This window comes from Coprococcus sp. TM115-187 (assembly GCF_027679115.1).
In the GTDB taxonomy this organism is placed as follows: Bacteria; Bacillota; Clostridia; order Lachnospirales; family Lachnospiraceae; genus Allocoprococcus; species Allocoprococcus comes.
Genome location: NZ_JAQEKS010000012.1, coordinates 24,480 through 39,205, shown reverse-complemented (window position 1 = coordinate 39,205; position 14,726 = coordinate 24,480). Strand labels below are relative to the sequence as shown.

General features: G+C 43.3%; 16 protein-coding genes, 2 tRNA genes, 1 pseudogene and 1 other annotated feature. Of the genes and pseudogenes, 18 read left to right on the top strand and 1 reads right to left on the bottom strand.

The annotated features are described in order from the left end of the window. Positions 1 to 21: 21 nt before the first annotated feature. From PGW42_RS09595 to PGW42_RS09565, 7 genes and pseudogenes are all read left to right on the top strand, one after another. Positions 22 to 95: transfer RNA gene (locus PGW42_RS09595), tRNA-Met, on the top strand. Between the two features lie 70 nt (positions 96 to 165). Next, the gene (locus tag PGW42_RS09590; RefSeq protein ID WP_270203341.1) at positions 166 to 510 is read left to right on the top strand and encodes a hypothetical protein; all 345 of its coding nucleotides are present in this window, start codon (positions 166 to 168) and stop codon (positions 508 to 510) included. 20 nt (positions 511 to 530) lie between these two features. Then, complete coding sequence (locus PGW42_RS09585) at positions 531 to 737, top strand: hypothetical protein (protein WP_270203340.1); 207 nt, start codon at positions 531 to 533, stop codon at positions 735 to 737. A gap of 32 nt (positions 738 to 769) precedes the next feature. Next, entirely contained in the window at positions 770 to 1,387 is a 618-nt protein-coding gene (locus PGW42_RS09580; protein ID WP_270203339.1) for a helix-turn-helix domain-containing protein, read from the top strand. 204 nt (positions 1,388 to 1,591) lie between these two features. After that, a pseudogene (locus PGW42_RS16130) lies at positions 1,592 to 1,876 on the top strand (MFS transporter); the annotation flags it as partial. Then, positions 1,850 to 2,314: a fibronectin type III-like domain-contianing protein gene (locus PGW42_RS16125; protein WP_270203355.1), complete on the top strand. Its 465-nt coding sequence runs from the start codon at positions 1,850 to 1,852 to the stop codon at positions 2,312 to 2,314. The pseudogene PGW42_RS16130 and the gene PGW42_RS16125, both read left to right, overlap by 27 nt. 16 nt (positions 2,315 to 2,330) lie before the next feature. After that, complete coding sequence (locus PGW42_RS09565) at positions 2,331 to 4,727, top strand: glycoside hydrolase family 2 TIM barrel-domain containing protein (RefSeq protein WP_270203338.1); 2,397 nt, start codon at positions 2,331 to 2,333, stop codon at positions 4,725 to 4,727. 82 nt (positions 4,728 to 4,809) lie between these two features. On the opposite strand, the gene PGW42_RS09560 is transcribed toward PGW42_RS09565, so the two are convergent. Then, entirely contained in the window at positions 4,810 to 5,382 is a 573-nt protein-coding gene (locus PGW42_RS09560) for a flavin reductase family protein (RefSeq protein ID WP_270203337.1), read from the bottom strand. A 146-nt stretch (positions 5,383 to 5,528) separates the two neighbouring features. Between PGW42_RS09560 and PGW42_RS09555 the strand changes: the two genes are divergently transcribed. From PGW42_RS09555 to PGW42_RS09505, 11 genes are all read left to right on the top strand, one after another. Beyond that, complete coding sequence (locus tag PGW42_RS09555) at positions 5,529 to 5,858, top strand: winged helix-turn-helix transcriptional regulator (protein WP_117556422.1); 330 nt, start codon at positions 5,529 to 5,531, stop codon at positions 5,856 to 5,858. Positions 5,859 to 5,961: 103 nt separating this feature from the next. Beyond that, positions 5,962 to 6,489, top strand: coding sequence for a hypothetical protein (locus PGW42_RS09550; protein ID WP_117823951.1), 528 nt, complete (start codon positions 5,962 to 5,964; stop codon positions 6,487 to 6,489). A gap of 3 nt (positions 6,490 to 6,492) precedes the next feature. Continuing rightward, entirely contained in the window at positions 6,493 to 7,044 is a 552-nt protein-coding gene (gene ispF, locus PGW42_RS09545) for a 2-C-methyl-D-erythritol 2,4-cyclodiphosphate synthase (protein ID WP_117556289.1), read from the top strand. A 37-nt stretch (positions 7,045 to 7,081) separates the two neighbouring features. Then, on the top strand, positions 7,082 to 8,212 hold the full coding sequence (locus PGW42_RS09540) for a GNAT family N-acetyltransferase (protein WP_270203335.1): 1,131 nt from the start codon (positions 7,082 to 7,084) through the stop codon (positions 8,210 to 8,212). Positions 8,213 to 8,271: 59 nt separating this feature from the next. Then, positions 8,272 to 8,512: a binding site (T-box leader), on the top strand. A gap of 144 nt (positions 8,513 to 8,656) precedes the next feature. After that, positions 8,657 to 9,331 carry a serine O-acetyltransferase EpsC gene (epsC, locus tag PGW42_RS09535; RefSeq protein ID WP_117556283.1) on the top strand — a complete coding sequence of 225 codons (675 nt, stop codon included), beginning with the start codon at positions 8,657 to 8,659 and terminating at the stop codon, positions 9,329 to 9,331. A gap of 20 nt (positions 9,332 to 9,351) precedes the next feature. Next, positions 9,352 to 10,758 carry a cysteine--tRNA ligase gene (cysS, locus tag PGW42_RS09530; RefSeq protein ID WP_173824601.1) on the top strand — a complete coding sequence of 469 codons (1,407 nt, stop codon included), beginning with the start codon at positions 9,352 to 9,354 and terminating at the stop codon, positions 10,756 to 10,758. Further along, positions 10,743 to 11,210, top strand: a complete 468-nt coding sequence (locus tag PGW42_RS09525; protein ID WP_117823947.1) for a Mini-ribonuclease 3 — start codon at positions 10,743 to 10,745, stop codon at positions 11,208 to 11,210. The genes cysS and PGW42_RS09525 overlap by 16 nt, the downstream gene beginning before the upstream one ends. Position 11,211: 1 nt before the next feature. Next, positions 11,212 to 11,961, top strand: coding sequence for a 23S rRNA (guanosine(2251)-2'-O)-methyltransferase RlmB (gene rlmB, locus PGW42_RS09520; protein WP_117556277.1), 750 nt, complete (start codon positions 11,212 to 11,214; stop codon positions 11,959 to 11,961). 12 nt (positions 11,962 to 11,973) lie between these two features. Next, positions 11,974 to 12,612, top strand: a complete 639-nt coding sequence (locus tag PGW42_RS09515; RefSeq protein WP_008374769.1) for a sigma-70 family RNA polymerase sigma factor — start codon at positions 11,974 to 11,976, stop codon at positions 12,610 to 12,612. Positions 12,613 to 12,684: 72 nt separating this feature from the next. Next, a tRNA-Thr gene (locus tag PGW42_RS09510) sits at positions 12,685 to 12,757 on the top strand. A 207-nt stretch (positions 12,758 to 12,964) separates the two neighbouring features. After that, positions 12,965 to 14,629 carry a glutamine--tRNA ligase/YqeY domain fusion protein gene (locus tag PGW42_RS09505; RefSeq protein ID WP_173824599.1) on the top strand — a complete coding sequence of 555 codons (1,665 nt, stop codon included), beginning with the start codon at positions 12,965 to 12,967 and terminating at the stop codon, positions 14,627 to 14,629. Positions 14,630 to 14,726: the final 97 nt, after the last annotated feature.

The following is a 14,726-nucleotide window of genomic DNA, read 5'->3' as shown; positions in this document are numbered from 1 at the left end:
GAAAGTTGCATAATTGAATATGGCGGGATAGCTCAGTTGGCTAGAGCACGCGGTTCATACCCGCGGTGTCGCTGGTTCAAATCCAGTTCCCGCTACTTGAAGAAGGAGTCCTTGTGTGGGGCTTCTTTTTTACTATATGAGAAATGAAGTGATGGAGTAAGGAAGATGGATAAGACACGATTCTGGGCGGAGAGACTCTATGTAAATAGTAAGATTTCCTCGCACATTTATTATGCCGAGAAAGATATACCGGAAGTTATCGGCATCGGAGAAAATGAAGAGGATCCGTTCTTGACAGATCCGTATTTAGAAGAAAATCTGCGTAAGATGTATGAAGAAAAAAGGGCGCCTGTCCTTACGATAGAAGACGGCTGGGTGGCTTACATGGCATTTTCTGATGCAGAGAACAATTTTTATATCGGAGGACCGGTGATCTGGCGACGGATAAGGAAGAAAAAAGCGGACTGTATCATTACAGGCGCAGACATCAGCTTTCGCAGCGTAAATTGAATATCCCCAGAATGTCGATCATGAAACTTGCCGGTATTTTGTCTATGTCTCTTTTTTCTCTGTGTGGTCTTGAAATAAGTGAAGCAGAGCTGATGGAATTAAGTCGGATTGAAACAGGTAAGAAAAGCGAAATAGAGGGGGAACTGGTTAACTATAAATTTGATTCTTCAGAAAATGAACGAAAGCATGTAACATATGAATATGAAAAAAATACTACGATGCGATAAAAAGAGGAGATAGTGATTATTTCAAAGGTCCGATGTATGACAAGCTGCATCTGTATGATGAAATTGGAAAGCTGGCTGAGGGAGGCCTTAAGCAGGCGGAGTATATGGTTGCGGCAGGACTTGCGTTGATCTCACGGGCAGCAATGGAAGGAGGCGTATCGCCGACAGAAGCTTATGCGGTGAGCGATGTGTTTTATCAAAGGCTGGAAAAGTGTAAAACACAGAAAGAGATGTATCAGCTCTCTTCTGAGATACAGCGAACCTATGTGAAAATGGTTCAGGAACGGAAGAAAGAGAAGAAAAATTCAAATTATGTCGAACAGTGCAAGGATTATCTGACACAAAATTTCCATAAAAGAATCACGGTGGAAGAACTGGCAAAACAGATAGGGGTAAACAGAACCTATTTGTCCGGAAAATTTTCTGAACAGGTTGGGATGAGCATTTCACAGTATAGCATTCTGATACGAATCCGAGCGGCTGAGAATATGCTGAAATATTCTGAGGCTTCGATTTCTTACATTGCAGATTATCTGTGTTTTTCATCACAGAGTCATTTTGGCAGAGAGTTTAAAAAGAAAAACGGGATTTCTCCGTCCGAATATCGGAAACAGAATAAAAAAATACATTTTTTAAGCAAACAGACATAAATGATAAAAAAGCAACATATATGACAGAAACATCCATTGGATACGGTTATGATAATCGTATCCAATGGATGTTTTTTATTGCCAAGCATATCAATAATTGGTTCAGTGAACCAATTTTGATTGCATAACTATAAAAGTGTATTCCGGAAACCTTTTGTAGAAGAGAAAACTGAAATGATCATGAAAAAAAGGAGAGAGATACGGATGGAGAATGAAGCAAACAAAAAATATTTATCAGTTCCAAAGAAAATAGCATATGGTTCGGGGGACTTTGGATCGAATTTCTTTTATATGCTGGTTTCATCGTTTATGATGCTGTATCTGACAGATTCTGTCGGATTAAATGCAGGCGTTGTAGGAACGCTTATGATGGTGAGTAAACTGCTGGATGGGGTTACTGATGTCTTTTTTGGCAGTCTGATCGATAAGACACACAGCAAAATGGGAAAGGCAAGACCGTGGATGTTCTTTTCGGCAATACCGCTTGCTTACTTTGGCGAAGGAAAGAGCTATACAGAGTTTACTTATTCGGATCTTTCTGTTACAGAAGAGACCGACAGCCGGGGAAAGGTTGATGTGTTCTGTACACTTACTAATGCAGGAAAAAGAGATGGAGAGGAAGTCGTACAGCTATATTTTACAGATGAAGTGGCAAGCATGATAAGACCTGCGAAGGAGCTGGCAGGATTTTGCAGAGTCTTTATCAAAGCAGGAGAGAGCAAACGAATTCATTTTTCTATGAATACCGATCAGACGGCATTTTTAGATTCGCATATGCAGTGGATCGTGGAAGCCGGAGAAATCACGGTTGGAGTGGGTGGTTCATCGGAAGAGATACAGCTCACCGGAAAATTTGTGATCACAGATACTGCAGTGATTGATGGAAAAACAAGAGGCTTTTATGCCAAGAGTAATATCGTAGATTAACAAACGGGGTGAAATAATGAAAAAAGCAGCATTTACTGAAAACTGGACATGTAATGGGACGTCTGTGATCGTGCCGCATGATGCGATGATCCATGAAAAGAGAACTGCAGATGCAGCAGGGGGCAGTGCGCACGGATATTTTCCGGGAGGGATATATACCTATGAGAAAAAATTCTTTATTCCGGCAGAGTGGAAGGAGAAATATCTGGCGGTAGAGTTTGAGGGCGTATACAAAAACGCAGAGGTCTTTCTGAATGGGAAAAAGCTTTATGAAAGACCGTATGGTTATGTTCCGTTTCTGGTACGATTAGATGAGAATGCGAACTATGGGGAGAAGAATCTTCTGACTGTAATTGCAGATAACTCGAAGCTTCCGAACAGCCGGTGGTATACAGGAAGTGGAATTTACCGTCCGGTGAATCTGTATCTGTCTGAGAGGACACATATTAGTTATCAAGGGGTAAAAATCACGACGCTGTCCTGCAAACCGGCAAAGATAAGGATAGAAGGAAAGCTGGAAGGAATTGACAGTGCGAAAGAATATGGTGTCCGTATGCAGATACAGGACGGAGAAACTACCATAGCAGAAAAGTTTGTAAAGGTAAATGCTGCGCAATCAGGGAATGAAAAAGCGACTGCTGTAGCAGAGATCGAGCTGCCAGAGGCAAGGCTCTGGGATGAGGAATCTCCGAATTTTTATCTTGCTAAGATCATACTTGAAGAGGGCGAAAAAATACTGGATACAGCAGAAGAGAGGTTTGGTATCCGTAAGCTTTCCTGGAGTACGAAGGGATTTTTTGTAAATGGAAAAGCGACGCTTCTGAGAGGCGGCTGTGTCCATCATGACAATGGGATCCTGGGAGCGGCAAGCTGGGAAAAAAGTGAGAGAAGACGTGTGAAGATCATGAAAGAAGCTGGATTTAATGCCATCCGAAGCTCTCATAATCCTGCCAGTGAAGCAATGCTGAGAGCGTGTGATGAACTGGGAATGTATGTTATGGATGAAACCTTTGATACCTGGTACAACCGAAAAAATAAATATGATTATGGATGTGATTTTGAAGCATGGTGGGAAGCGGATACGACTGCCATGGTCGAGAGAGATTATAATCATCCTTCGGTCATTCTGTATTCGATCGGAAATGAGGTTGCAGAACCTTGTGAAAAGAAGGGACTTCAGGTTGGAAGTGCTATGATAGAATGCATACACAGTCATGACCATACTCGTCCGGTTACCTGTGGAACCAATCTGATGGTGATGGGCAGAGCTGCAAAGGGGCAGGGGATTTATCAGGATGGCGAGACAAATACGACATCCTCATCCAAAGAACAAAAGAAAGAAAGCAATAACAGCCTGGCGTTTAATATTATGGCTTCGTTCATCGGAAGCGGCATGAATAAGGGCGGAAATTCCGAAAAGGTGGATGCGATCTCCAGTCCGTTCCTGGATCGTCTGGATATAGCAGGTTATAATTACGGCTCCGGAAGATATCCGCTGGAAGGGAAAGCACATCCGGAGAGAATTGTGTTTGGAAGCGAGACTTTTCCACAGGATATCTGGAAAAACTGGAAAATGGTAAAAGAATATCCGTATCTGATCGGTGATTTTATGTGGACAGCATGGGATTATCTTGGTGAAGCAGGAATCGGAGCGTGGAGCTATACCAGAGGTATGCCGTTTAACCGTCCATATCCGTGGCTGCTCGGAGGTGCCGGGGTGATCGATATTCTTGGAAATCCAGATGCTTCATGTCGGTATGCGGCAGTCATCTGGGAGAAAAATAGTAAACCAGTCATCGGAGTCAGACCGGCAAATCATCCGGGAGTACGTGTCAGCAAGTCAGTCTGGAGAGGGACGAATGCGATAGAAAGCTGGTCCTGGTCAGGCTGTGAAGGGAATAAGACGATCGTAGAGGTTTACGGAAACGGTGCGACGGTAAAATTGTATCTGAATAACAAACTGATCGGCAAAAAGAAGCTGAAGCAGTGTAAGGCATTGTTCTCTGTAAAATATAAGTCCGGAAGCTTATGTGCCATCCAATACGACGCGCAGGGAAAAGAAATCGGAAGAAGCAGACTCTTTTCGGCAGAGGGGGAAAAGCGGATTTCGGTTTGCCCGGAAGAGAAGCAGGTGAAAGCAGGAGATATTGTCTATGTGGATATCTCTGTCAAAGGCGCAAATGGCGTGGTAGAGTCGGCAGCTGATGAGCAGCTGACCTGCAGGGTAAAGGGAGGCGTGCTTCTGGGATTTGGAAGTGCAGATCCATGTACCACAGAGGCTTATGATACAGGAAAATTTACGACATATTATGGAAGGGCACAGGCGGTCGTCTATGCGCCAGAAACCGGAACAATCCGTGTGGAAGCAGAAGGAGAACATTCCCGCGGAGAAGCTGTGATTGAAGTGGTATAAATACCTGTTTGTATGTATAGATGAAATAAGAAAAGAGGACATCACTTTGAGAAAAAGTGAGATGTCCTCTTTTTAGGTGAAATTATTTATTCATCAATCCCGCTCCGGCTTTCCAGGCGGTAGCAACGCGCTCTCCGGTAGAATAGTATCCACTTTGGAACTGATCAAACATCAGAGCCTGCAGTTTTTTCGGATCTACCTTTCCATTTTCGGAGAGAACAGATTCCTCAGCTTTTACATTGACGATTTTGCCAACGATTCCTGAGATGTGCTCCGTATCGACGAATTCCAAAAGCTCACACTCCATTACAACAGGAAATTCTTCGATGATCGGAGCGTGTACCTTATCACTTTTTACAGCGTGATATCCGGTACGCTCAAATTTGTCATCGATTTTATTGCCGGAAGCGATTCCGAAGAAATCTGCCACGTCTACATGCGCTTCGTCAGCAAGTGCTACGGTGAATGCCTTGCTTTCCTTGATATTTAACCAGGTCTTTTTGCCTTCTCCGATGAAAAGGATGATCTTATCCATATCGCAGATCTGTCCCCAGGCAACATTCATTACGTTTACTTTTTCATTTGCGTCATATGCAGCTATCATCAGCACCGGCATAGGATAAACTGCAGGAACGACACCTAAATCTTTTTTCATTTTCATACCTCCGTACTATGATTCGATTGCTTTTTTAAGAGCTCCTATTTATAATTATATAAAGATGTGAAGAAATAACAAGTACCATCTTTTAGGTTAGGTACTTACCTGAAAGGAAGTGTAGATAAAGAATGAAAGAGTGTAAAATGAGAGATTATATTGAAAATGCAGATTTTGAAGAGACGGGGTTTAGTTATACCTTGTCTTTGATTTCTGGTAAATATAAGATGATTATTCTCTACTGTCTGATGGAATATCAGCCGGTCAGGTTTAACGAGCTGCAGCGTTATCTGGGGAAGATTTCGGATAAGACGTTAAGTCAGAATCTGAAGGAATTAGAGAAAGATGAATTGATCCACAGGGAAGCGTATCCGCAGATTCCGCCGAAGGTGGAGTATTCTCTGACAGAGCGTGGAAAATCTCTGATGGTGGTTTTGGACCAGCTTTGTATTTGGGGAACGGAGAATCGAAAATAAAATATTGCGGAGAAAATGAAAACTTGCGCTTTCTGATAAGTAGTCAATTTCTCCAATATGTGATAAAATACAACTAAATTACGACAAAATGGAGGACTATCATATGACATCAAAATCAAAGCAGGTGATCATGGCGGCGGTTGGAGCGTATCTGGTGTATACCGGCGTATCTCTGGTGCGTGAGACGATAGCCGGGGAACCGAAGAACCAGATTTTGTTTATTCTGGCGGGAGTATTTTTTGCAATATTCGGACTGGCTACGATTGTTCATAATATCAGAATTATCGTAAAGGCGACAAAGGCAGAGATCCAAGCTACGGAAGCAGAAACAGAGGAGAATTCCGATACGGATGCCGAGGAAAGCGAAGAAACAGAAAAGGAATCTGTGACAGGAAAAGGTGTTGTAGATGTTCAGGTGGGAGCAGGTACAAAGGAATCTGATAAGACAGAGAAAAAAGTAGAAGTTGATCTTGGAAAAGCACAGAGTTCAGAAGAAAAAAATGCAGAGTCTGAATCAGAACTATCATCAGATGAAAAACAGGAAGACAATGAGGATGAAGAAAAGTCTGGTGAAGAGAAGATATCAGAAGAAACTGATTCATCAGATGAAAAACAGGAGGAAAAAGAATAGAAAATGCGAGTTGGAATGGGATATGATGTTCATAAACTGACGGAAGGAAGAAAACTGATTCTTGGCGGAGTGGAGATACCATACGAAAAGGGGCTTCTTGGACATTCGGATGCAGACGTACTTCTGCATGCGATCATGGATGCCCTGCTTGGAGCGGCATCACTTGGAGATATCGGAAAGCACTTCCCGGATACAGATCCAGCATACAAAGGAATTTCCAGTATTAAGCTTCTGGAGCATGTAGGAAAGCTTCTGGATGATCATATGTATGTGATTGAAAATATTGATGCGACGATCATTGCGCAGAAACCGAAGATGCGCCCGCACATCGAGCAGATGGAAAAGAATATTGCAGAAGCACTGCATATTGAAAAGGATCAGGTAAATGTCAAGGCGACGACGGAAGAAGGTCTTGGATTTACTGGAAGTGGGGAAGGAATTTCTTCCCAGGCAATCTGTGCAATCGAAAAGCTGACTAATTTCAGCAGTGTAGACGTAGCAGTACCTGCAGGTGGCTGCGCAGGCTGTGGAGGTTGTGCAGCAAGACAGATGTAGATCAAGTCTGAATGGAAAGGTACGGCGAAAAAGTAAAATGAAGATACTGAAAAAACTGAAGCCGGAAGAGCGTGGGCTTACAAGAACACTGTGGGAACAAGTATTTACAGAAGATACAAAAGAATTTCTGGACTATTATTACACAGAAAAGACGAAGAATAACGAAATCTATGTGATCGAGACGGATCACGATATCCGGGCGATGATGCAGCTGAATCCTTATGTAATACAGATGGGGAAAAAGGCAATAGAGAGCAGATACATTGTTGCAGTTGCAACAGAGCCTCTTTACCGGCACAGAGGTTATATGGCGGAATTATTAAGCAAGACAGCAAGAGATCTGTATCAGCAAAAAATGCCATTCTTTTTCCTGATGCCCGCAAGTGAGAAAATTTATTATCCACATAATTACCGGTTTATCTATGCAGCCGATGTGTGGAGTGTAAAAGGAACAGACGGGGAAGAACTGACAATACAGAAGATCGTGGAATTACAGAACGATTCCGGCGTGACACTCAGAAAGGCAGAGGGAAAAGACTGTAAAAAGCTGGGGGATTTTGCGGAAGAAGTTCTGGAAAAACGGAAAATACAGGTATATACCAAACGGGATGCAGCTTATTATATGCGCCTTTTGAAGGAACAGGAAAGTGAAAAAGGCGGAATCCTGATCGCAGAGCAGGATGGAGAGATGCGAGGAATCCTTGTTTTTGATGAAGAAGATGGGCTTGCAGTAAGAGAGCCATTGATCCGAAAAGGATATGAAGATGTTTTTGATAAGGCAGGAGTCATCCTCAAAAAAGAAGAAAAGAAAAAACCGTTGATCATGGCACGGCTTTTGAATATAGAAAGTCTTCTGTCTTCGATGGTGTGCAGAGAAGAGATGGATCTGGAGTTTGTTCTGTATGATCCGGTTATCCGGGAGAATAACCGTCTGTTTATGCTAAAAGGCAATGAAGAACATCTTGTAGTCCGGACAAGGACAGCGCACACCGGCAAAGATGATGCTGTGCAGAAGATTAGTGTTGATGCGCTTACATCAATCGTATTTGGCTATAAAGAGCTGGAAAAGATTGAAGAGGAAGAAAAGGAGATTTTTTCAGCAGAATTCAAAGAAGAAATCAGTAAACTGATGCCGTTTTCTCCTGTTTTTATCAACGAGATTGTCTGATAAGCGGTTGACAAAAAAGAAAAAATCGCATACTATATGTACTAGATATGAATAAAACTGAAAAGACGGAGAACGAAAAGAGTAGTTATCCTCAGAGTTCCATCAGAGAGGATCTGTCATCGGCTGAAAGCAGATCCAGGAGCAGGGATGATGAAGTGCATTCGGGAGTTGACCAGGCGAACGTGAAAGTGAAGATTTTACAAGTAGCCGGGTACGTGTGGCAGACGTTACAGGCCGTGAGAGAAAAGCAGGAGTGCTGCTTTTAATTTAGGGTGGAACCGCGGAAACTTCGTCTCTTTATGAGACGGAGTTTTTTATTTACGCGAGCAACGAGCCAAAGTCCGTGCTTGCACGAGACCTTGGCGACTGCCGCGATAACTTGAGAAACTCGCGGAGCGTGTTTCTCATAGTTTCACAGGAAATTCCAAATCAGAGGTGAATGAAATGGGAGTTATTTCCTATATCAAAGAAGAAATCAAAGTAGTAAAAGAACGAGATCCGGCAATCAAATCGGATATAGAAGTATTTCTGTATCCAAGCTTTAAGGTAATGCTTCATTACAGGATCGCACATAAGCTGTATCTGAAAAAACATTATTTTCTGGCACGGTGGGTGTCACAGCGTGGTGTCAGAAAGACAGGAATTGAGATCCATCCGGGAGCAACCATTGGAAAAGGGCTTTTTATCGACCATGGAAGTGGCGTTATTATCGGCGAGACTGCAATCCTGGGCGATAATATTACACTGTATCAGGGAGTAACCCTGGGTGGTACAGGAAAAGAGCAGGGTAAGCGCCATCCAACGCTGGAAGACAATGTTATGGTCAGTGCTGGTGCGAAGGTCATCGGTTCCTTTACAATTGGAAAGAATTCCAAGATCGGAGCAGGATCTGTTGTTATAGAGGAAGTACCTCCGAACTGTACCGTTGTTGGTGTCCCGGGAAGAATTGTCCGCATGGGTGACCAGAAAGTTCCGAGTGCTGACCTGGATCAGATCCATCTGCCAGATCCGGTATTGAATGATATCCGTCAGCTTCAGACTGACAATATCCGTCTGAAGAAAGAACTGAAAGCATTGAAAGAAAAACTCGCGAAAGAAAAAATAATCGAGGAAGCATAGAAAAAAGAAGGAGTAGCTTTATGAAAGTATTTAACACACTTACGAAAAAGAAAGAAGAATTCGTTTCTCTGGAAGAAGGAAAGGTAAGAATGTATGTCTGCGGACCGACCGTATACAATTACATCCATATCGGTAATGCAAGACCGATGATCGTATTTGATACCGTCCGCCGTTATTTTGAATACAAAGGATACGATGTCAATTATGTATCGAACTTCACAGATGTGGATGACAAGATCATCAAAAAGGCAATTGAAGAACAGGTATCCGCGCAGGAAATTTCACAGCGCTATATTGCAGAGTGCAAAAAAGATATGGCAGGAATGAATGTAAAGCCTGCAACCAAGCATCCACTTGCTACAGAGGAGATCTGCGGTATGGTAGAGATGATCTCTGAACTGATCGACAAGGGTTATGCTTATGAAAAGAACGGAACCGTTTATTTCAGCACAAGAAAATTTAAAGACTATGGAAAATTATCCCACAAGAATCTGGATGATCTCCGTTCCGGTGGACGTTCTCTTCTGGTAAGCGGTGAGGATGAAAAAGAAGATCCGCTGGATTTCGTACTCTGGAAGCCGAAAAAAGAAGGAGAACCTTTCTGGAAGTCACCTTGGTCAGATGGACGTCCGGGATGGCATATTGAGTGTTCTGTGATGTCGAGGAAATATCTTGGTGAACAGATTGATATCCATGCAGGTGGAGAAGATCTGATATTCCCACATCATGAAAATGAAATCGCACAGAGTGAAGCCGCTAACGGTAAAGAATTTGCAAGATACTGGATGCACAATGCATTCCTGAACATTGACAACCGCAAGATGTCAAAATCACTCGGAAACTTCCGTACGGTAAGAGAGATCAGCGAGCAGTATGACCTCCAGGTGCTTCGTTTCTTCATGCTGAGCGCACATTACAGAAGCCCGCTGAACTTCAGTGCAGAGCTGATGGAAGCATCCAAGAACGGTCTGGAGAGAATTCTCAATGCAACCGATAATCTGAAACATCTTATCGCTTCAGTGGCAGCAGAAGAGATGAGTGCCGAAGAAAAAGAAGCATTTTCAAAAACTGATGCATATGTAGAAGAATTTGAAAAAGCAATGGATGATGATTTCAATACAGCAGACGCAATCGCAGCAATCTTTGAACTTGTAAAATATGCAAATACCACTGCGACAGCAGAAAGCTCAAAGGAATATCTCCGGGGATTATTGGACAGAATCGTAAAACTCGGTGATGTCCTGGGACTGATCCTGGATAAGAAGGAAGAACTTCTGGATGCAGATATTGAGAAACTGATCGAAGAGCGTCAGGCAGCAAGAAAAGCAAAAGATTTTGCAAGAGCCGATGCGATCCGTGACGAGCTTCTGGAAAAGGGAATTATCCTGAAGGATACCAGAGAAGGAGTACAATGGAAAAAAGCGTAGAATTTGAAATTGCTGACTATATAAAAGAAGTGCTTGAGATGAAAGAGGTGGAGCCGGAAGGCTATTCACCTCTTACCCTGGCTTATATAGGGGACAGCATTTATGATCTGGTCATCAAGACAAAGGTGATCAGCGAAGGCAATAAACAGGTAAAAAAATTACATCAGGAGACAAGCAGTATGGTGCAGGCGTCTGCCCAGTCAGAGATGATGCGTGTCCTTCAGCCATTGCTTACTGAAGAAGAGCATGCTGTTTACAGAAGAGGCCGAAATGCTAAATCAGTATCGCCGGCAAAGAACCAGTCACTGACCGATTACCGACGTGCAACCGGATTTGAAGCGTTGATGGGATGGCTTTACCTGAAAAGAGAATGGAAAAGAATGGCAGATCTGATCAAGATCGGTCTGGATCACTTAAGCGAATGCGAAGAAGAAAAGAAGCAGGAGAAATAGAATGGAAGAAAAAAAGATGAACAGTCAGCAGATTGAGGGAAGAAATGCAGTAATGGAAGCATTTCGCTCCGGGAAACCGATTGACAAAGTATATATTCTTGACGGATGTCAGGACGGACCGATCAGAAGTATCGTAAGAGAAGCAAAAAAGCATGATACGATCCTGAATTTTGTAACCAAAGAACGTCTGAACCAGATTTCAGAGACCGGAAGACATCAGGGGGTCATTGCACAGGCAGCGGCTTACGAGTATGCGCAGGTGGAAGATATGCTGGAGCTTGCAAAACAGAAAGGGGAAGATCCTTTCCTGATCCTTCTGGACAATATTGAGGATCCACATAATCTCGGCGCGATCATCCGTACTGCCAATCTTGCAGGTGCGCATGGTGTGATCATTCCGAAGCACCGCGCAGCAGGTCTTACTGCAATCGTTGCAAAGACATCAGCAGGTGCGCTGAATTACACACCGGTAGCAAAAGTCACCAATCTGGTGAAAACCATGGAAGAACTGAAAGAAAAGGGACTCTGGTTCGTCTGTGCAGATATGGATGGGGATGTGATGTACCGCGTGAATCTGAAAGGACCGATTGGTCTGGTGATCGGAAACGAAGGCGAAGGTGTTGGACGTCTGGTAAAAGAAACCTGTGATATGACGGCAGCCATTCCGATGAAGGGAGATATTGACTCCCTGAATGCGTCTGTGGCAGCAGGTGTCCTTGCCTATGAGATCGTGCGTCAGCGCATGAGTTAGGAAAATCGGAGAATGAAAATGGATCTGGGGAAAATGACGGATGAGCAGCTGATTGAACTGCTTCGGGAAGGTAAGACCGAGATCACGGATTATCTGATGGAAAAATACAAAGACATGGTACGCAAACAAGCGCGTGCCATGTATCTGTGGGGCGGAGAAAATGACGATCTGATCCAGGAGGGGATGATCGGTCTTTTTAAAGCGGTGCAGGATTATGATCCGAAAGAAGGTGCAAGCTTTTCAAGTTTTGCCGGACTTTGTGTGTCACGCCAGATGTATACGGCGATTAAGGCTTCACAGCGGAAAAAACATCTGCCGCTCAATTCCTATGTGTCGATTTACGCATCTGCCAGTGACAATCCGGAGGAGAACGGGCTTTCCATAGTAGATACGATTGAAGCAGGGAAAGAGAGTAATCCGGAGCTGATGATTCTTGGAGAAGAGTATACGAATGCATTTGAAGAGGAACTGAAAGAAAAATTAAGTAAGCTGGAGCGAAAGGTGCTGTATCTTCATTTGCAGGGAATGGAATATCTGAAGATTGCAGAATTTATGGACAAAAGTCCGAAGACGATCGACAATGCCCTGCAGCGGATCAAAGCGAAAGCACGCCAGCTTCTGGAAGAAAAGCGCCGGTCTGAAAAAAAGTAAAAATATAGTTTTAAAATTGTTGACAAGCAAAGCAGTGATATGCTATATTAAATGAGTCGCGAAAATGCGCAGGCTGCCTTGGCTCAGTCGGTAGAGCGTCGCCTTGGTAAGGCGGAGGTCGGCGGTTCGATTCCGCTAGGCAGCTTATTTATTTAAGAAGCAGAGTTGTATTTCCGGTTGGAGATTACGATGTCTGCTTTTTTTGTACTTGTTCATGTATAGAAAGTGTGATAAACTAAAGAACATGAATCAAAAGTTGTCTACAGGGCAATGATTGAGATACATGACATGAAAAAGACTGCTACATACCGGCAGATTTTGAAGTAATAGAGAGACGTGAGGAGGAACTTCAATGGCAGAAGAAGCTGTATCAAAGAATTTTATAGAACAGGAAATTGAAAAAGATCTTGCAGAAGGCGTATACGATCATGTATGTACCCGTTTCCCACCGGAACCGAACGGATACCTTCACATCGGACATGCAAAGTCTATCCTTTTAAACTACGGACTTGCACAGAAGTATAACGGAACATTCCATATGCGTTTTGACGATACCAACCCGACAAAGGAAAAGACAGAGTTCGTAGAATCCATCAAAGCCGACATCAAATGGCTGGGTGCTGACTGGGGAGATCACCTTTACTTTGCATCTGATTATTTTGATCAGATGTATGAGTATGCGATCAAACTGATTAAGAAAGGAAAAGCTTATGTCTGTGACCTGACAGCGGATCAGATCCGTGAGTACAGAGGAACTCTGACAGAGCCGGGAAAGGACAGCCCGTACCGTGACAGAAGTGTGGAAGAGAACCTGGAGCTTTTTGAAGATATGCGTGCAGGCAAGTATGCAGACGGAGAGAAGGTTCTCCGTGCGAAGATAGATATGGCATCACCGAATATCAATATGAGAGATCCGATCCTCTACCGTGTAGCCCGTATGACACATCATAATACCGGTGATAAGTGGTGCATCTACCCGATGTATGACTTTGCACATCCGATCGAGGATGCGATCGAAGGAATCACTCATTCTATCTGTACACTGGAATTTGAAGATCACAGACCGCTTTATGACTGGGTAGTAAGAGAATGTGAATTTGCAAATCCACCGCGTCAGATCGAATTTGCAAAATTATATCTGACGAACGTAGTTACAGGAAAGCGTTATATCAAGAAACTTGTAGAAGATAAGATTGTGGACGGCTGGGATGATCCGAGACTGGTTTCCATCGCAGCACTTCGTCGCCGTGGATTCACACCGGAATCTATCAAGATGTTCGTTGACCTGTGCGGAGTTTCCAAAGCGCAGAGCTCTGTAGATTATGCAATGCTCGAATACTGTATCCGTGAGGATCTGAAGCTTAAGAGAGCACGTATGATGGCAGTCCTTGATCCGATCAAGCTTGTGATCGATAACTATCCGGAAGGACAGATTGAATATCTGGATGCACCGAATAATCTTGAGAATGAAGAACTTGGAAGCCGTCAGCTTCCATTTGGAAGAGAGCTTTATATTGAGAGAGAAGACTTTATGGAAGAGCCTCCGAAGAAATATTTCCGTCTGTTCCCAGGCAACGAAGTACGTCTGATGAATGCTTACTTCGTAACCTGTACAGGATTTGAAAAGGATGAAGACGGTAATGTAACTGTTGTACATTGTACTTATGATCCAGAGACAAAGAGTGGTTCCGGATTCACAGGAAGAAAAGTAAAAGGAACGATCCACTGGGTAGAGGCAAGTACAGCACTTCCGGCAACCGTAAGACTGTATGAGAACCTGATCGACGAAGAAAAGGGTGTCTACAATAAAGAAGACGGTTCCCTGAACCTGAATCCGAATTCTCTTACAGAGAAAGAAATCTTTGTAGAATCAAACTTTGCAGATGCAAAAGCATATGAAAGCTTCCAGTTTGTACGTCAGGGATATTTCTGCGTGGATTCCCATGATTCTTCCAAAGAGCATCTGGTATTTAACAGAATCGTTTCGCTGAAGAGTTCATTCAAGCTGCCAAAATAAAGAAAGCAGTCTTGCTCAGAATTTAATTGCAAATAATGTGTTAGTCGACAGTTTTTGAAAAGAAATGGCAATGAAAAACCCGGTAAGAATGAAAAAT

Coding starts and splice junctions, on each gene's coding strand:
- rlmB (WP_117556277.1), top strand. CDS start 11,212: ATGGAAGAAAAAAAGATGAACAGTCAGCAGATTGAGGGAAGAAATGCA.
- PGW42_RS09560 (WP_270203337.1), bottom strand. CDS start 5,382: ATGAAAAAAGATTTAGGTGTCGTTCCTGCAGTTTATCCTATGCCGGTG.
- cysS (WP_173824601.1), top strand. CDS start 9,352: ATGAAAGTATTTAACACACTTACGAAAAAGAAAGAAGAATTCGTTTCT.
- PGW42_RS09580 (WP_270203339.1), top strand. CDS start 770: ATGTATGACAAGCTGCATCTGTATGATGAAATTGGAAAGCTGGCTGAG.
- PGW42_RS09525 (WP_117823947.1), top strand. CDS start 10,743: ATGGAAAAAAGCGTAGAATTTGAAATTGCTGACTATATAAAAGAAGTG.
- PGW42_RS16125 (WP_270203355.1), top strand. CDS start 1,850: ATGTTCTTTTCGGCAATACCGCTTGCTTACTTTGGCGAAGGAAAGAGC.
- PGW42_RS09555 (WP_117556422.1), top strand. CDS start 5,529: ATGAGAGATTATATTGAAAATGCAGATTTTGAAGAGACGGGGTTTAGT.
- PGW42_RS09515 (WP_008374769.1), top strand. CDS start 11,974: ATGAAAATGGATCTGGGGAAAATGACGGATGAGCAGCTGATTGAACTG.
- PGW42_RS09590 (WP_270203341.1), top strand. CDS start 166: ATGGATAAGACACGATTCTGGGCGGAGAGACTCTATGTAAATAGTAAG.
- ispF (WP_117556289.1), top strand. CDS start 6,493: ATGCGAGTTGGAATGGGATATGATGTTCATAAACTGACGGAAGGAAGA.
- epsC (WP_117556283.1), top strand. CDS start 8,657: ATGGGAGTTATTTCCTATATCAAAGAAGAAATCAAAGTAGTAAAAGAA.
- PGW42_RS09505 (WP_173824599.1), top strand. CDS start 12,965: ATGGCAGAAGAAGCTGTATCAAAGAATTTTATAGAACAGGAAATTGAA.
- PGW42_RS09550 (WP_117823951.1), top strand. CDS start 5,962: ATGACATCAAAATCAAAGCAGGTGATCATGGCGGCGGTTGGAGCGTAT.
- PGW42_RS09565 (WP_270203338.1), top strand. CDS start 2,331: ATGAAAAAAGCAGCATTTACTGAAAACTGGACATGTAATGGGACGTCT.
- PGW42_RS09585 (WP_270203340.1), top strand. CDS start 531: ATGAAACTTGCCGGTATTTTGTCTATGTCTCTTTTTTCTCTGTGTGGT.
- PGW42_RS09540 (WP_270203335.1), top strand. CDS start 7,082: ATGAAGATACTGAAAAAACTGAAGCCGGAAGAGCGTGGGCTTACAAGA.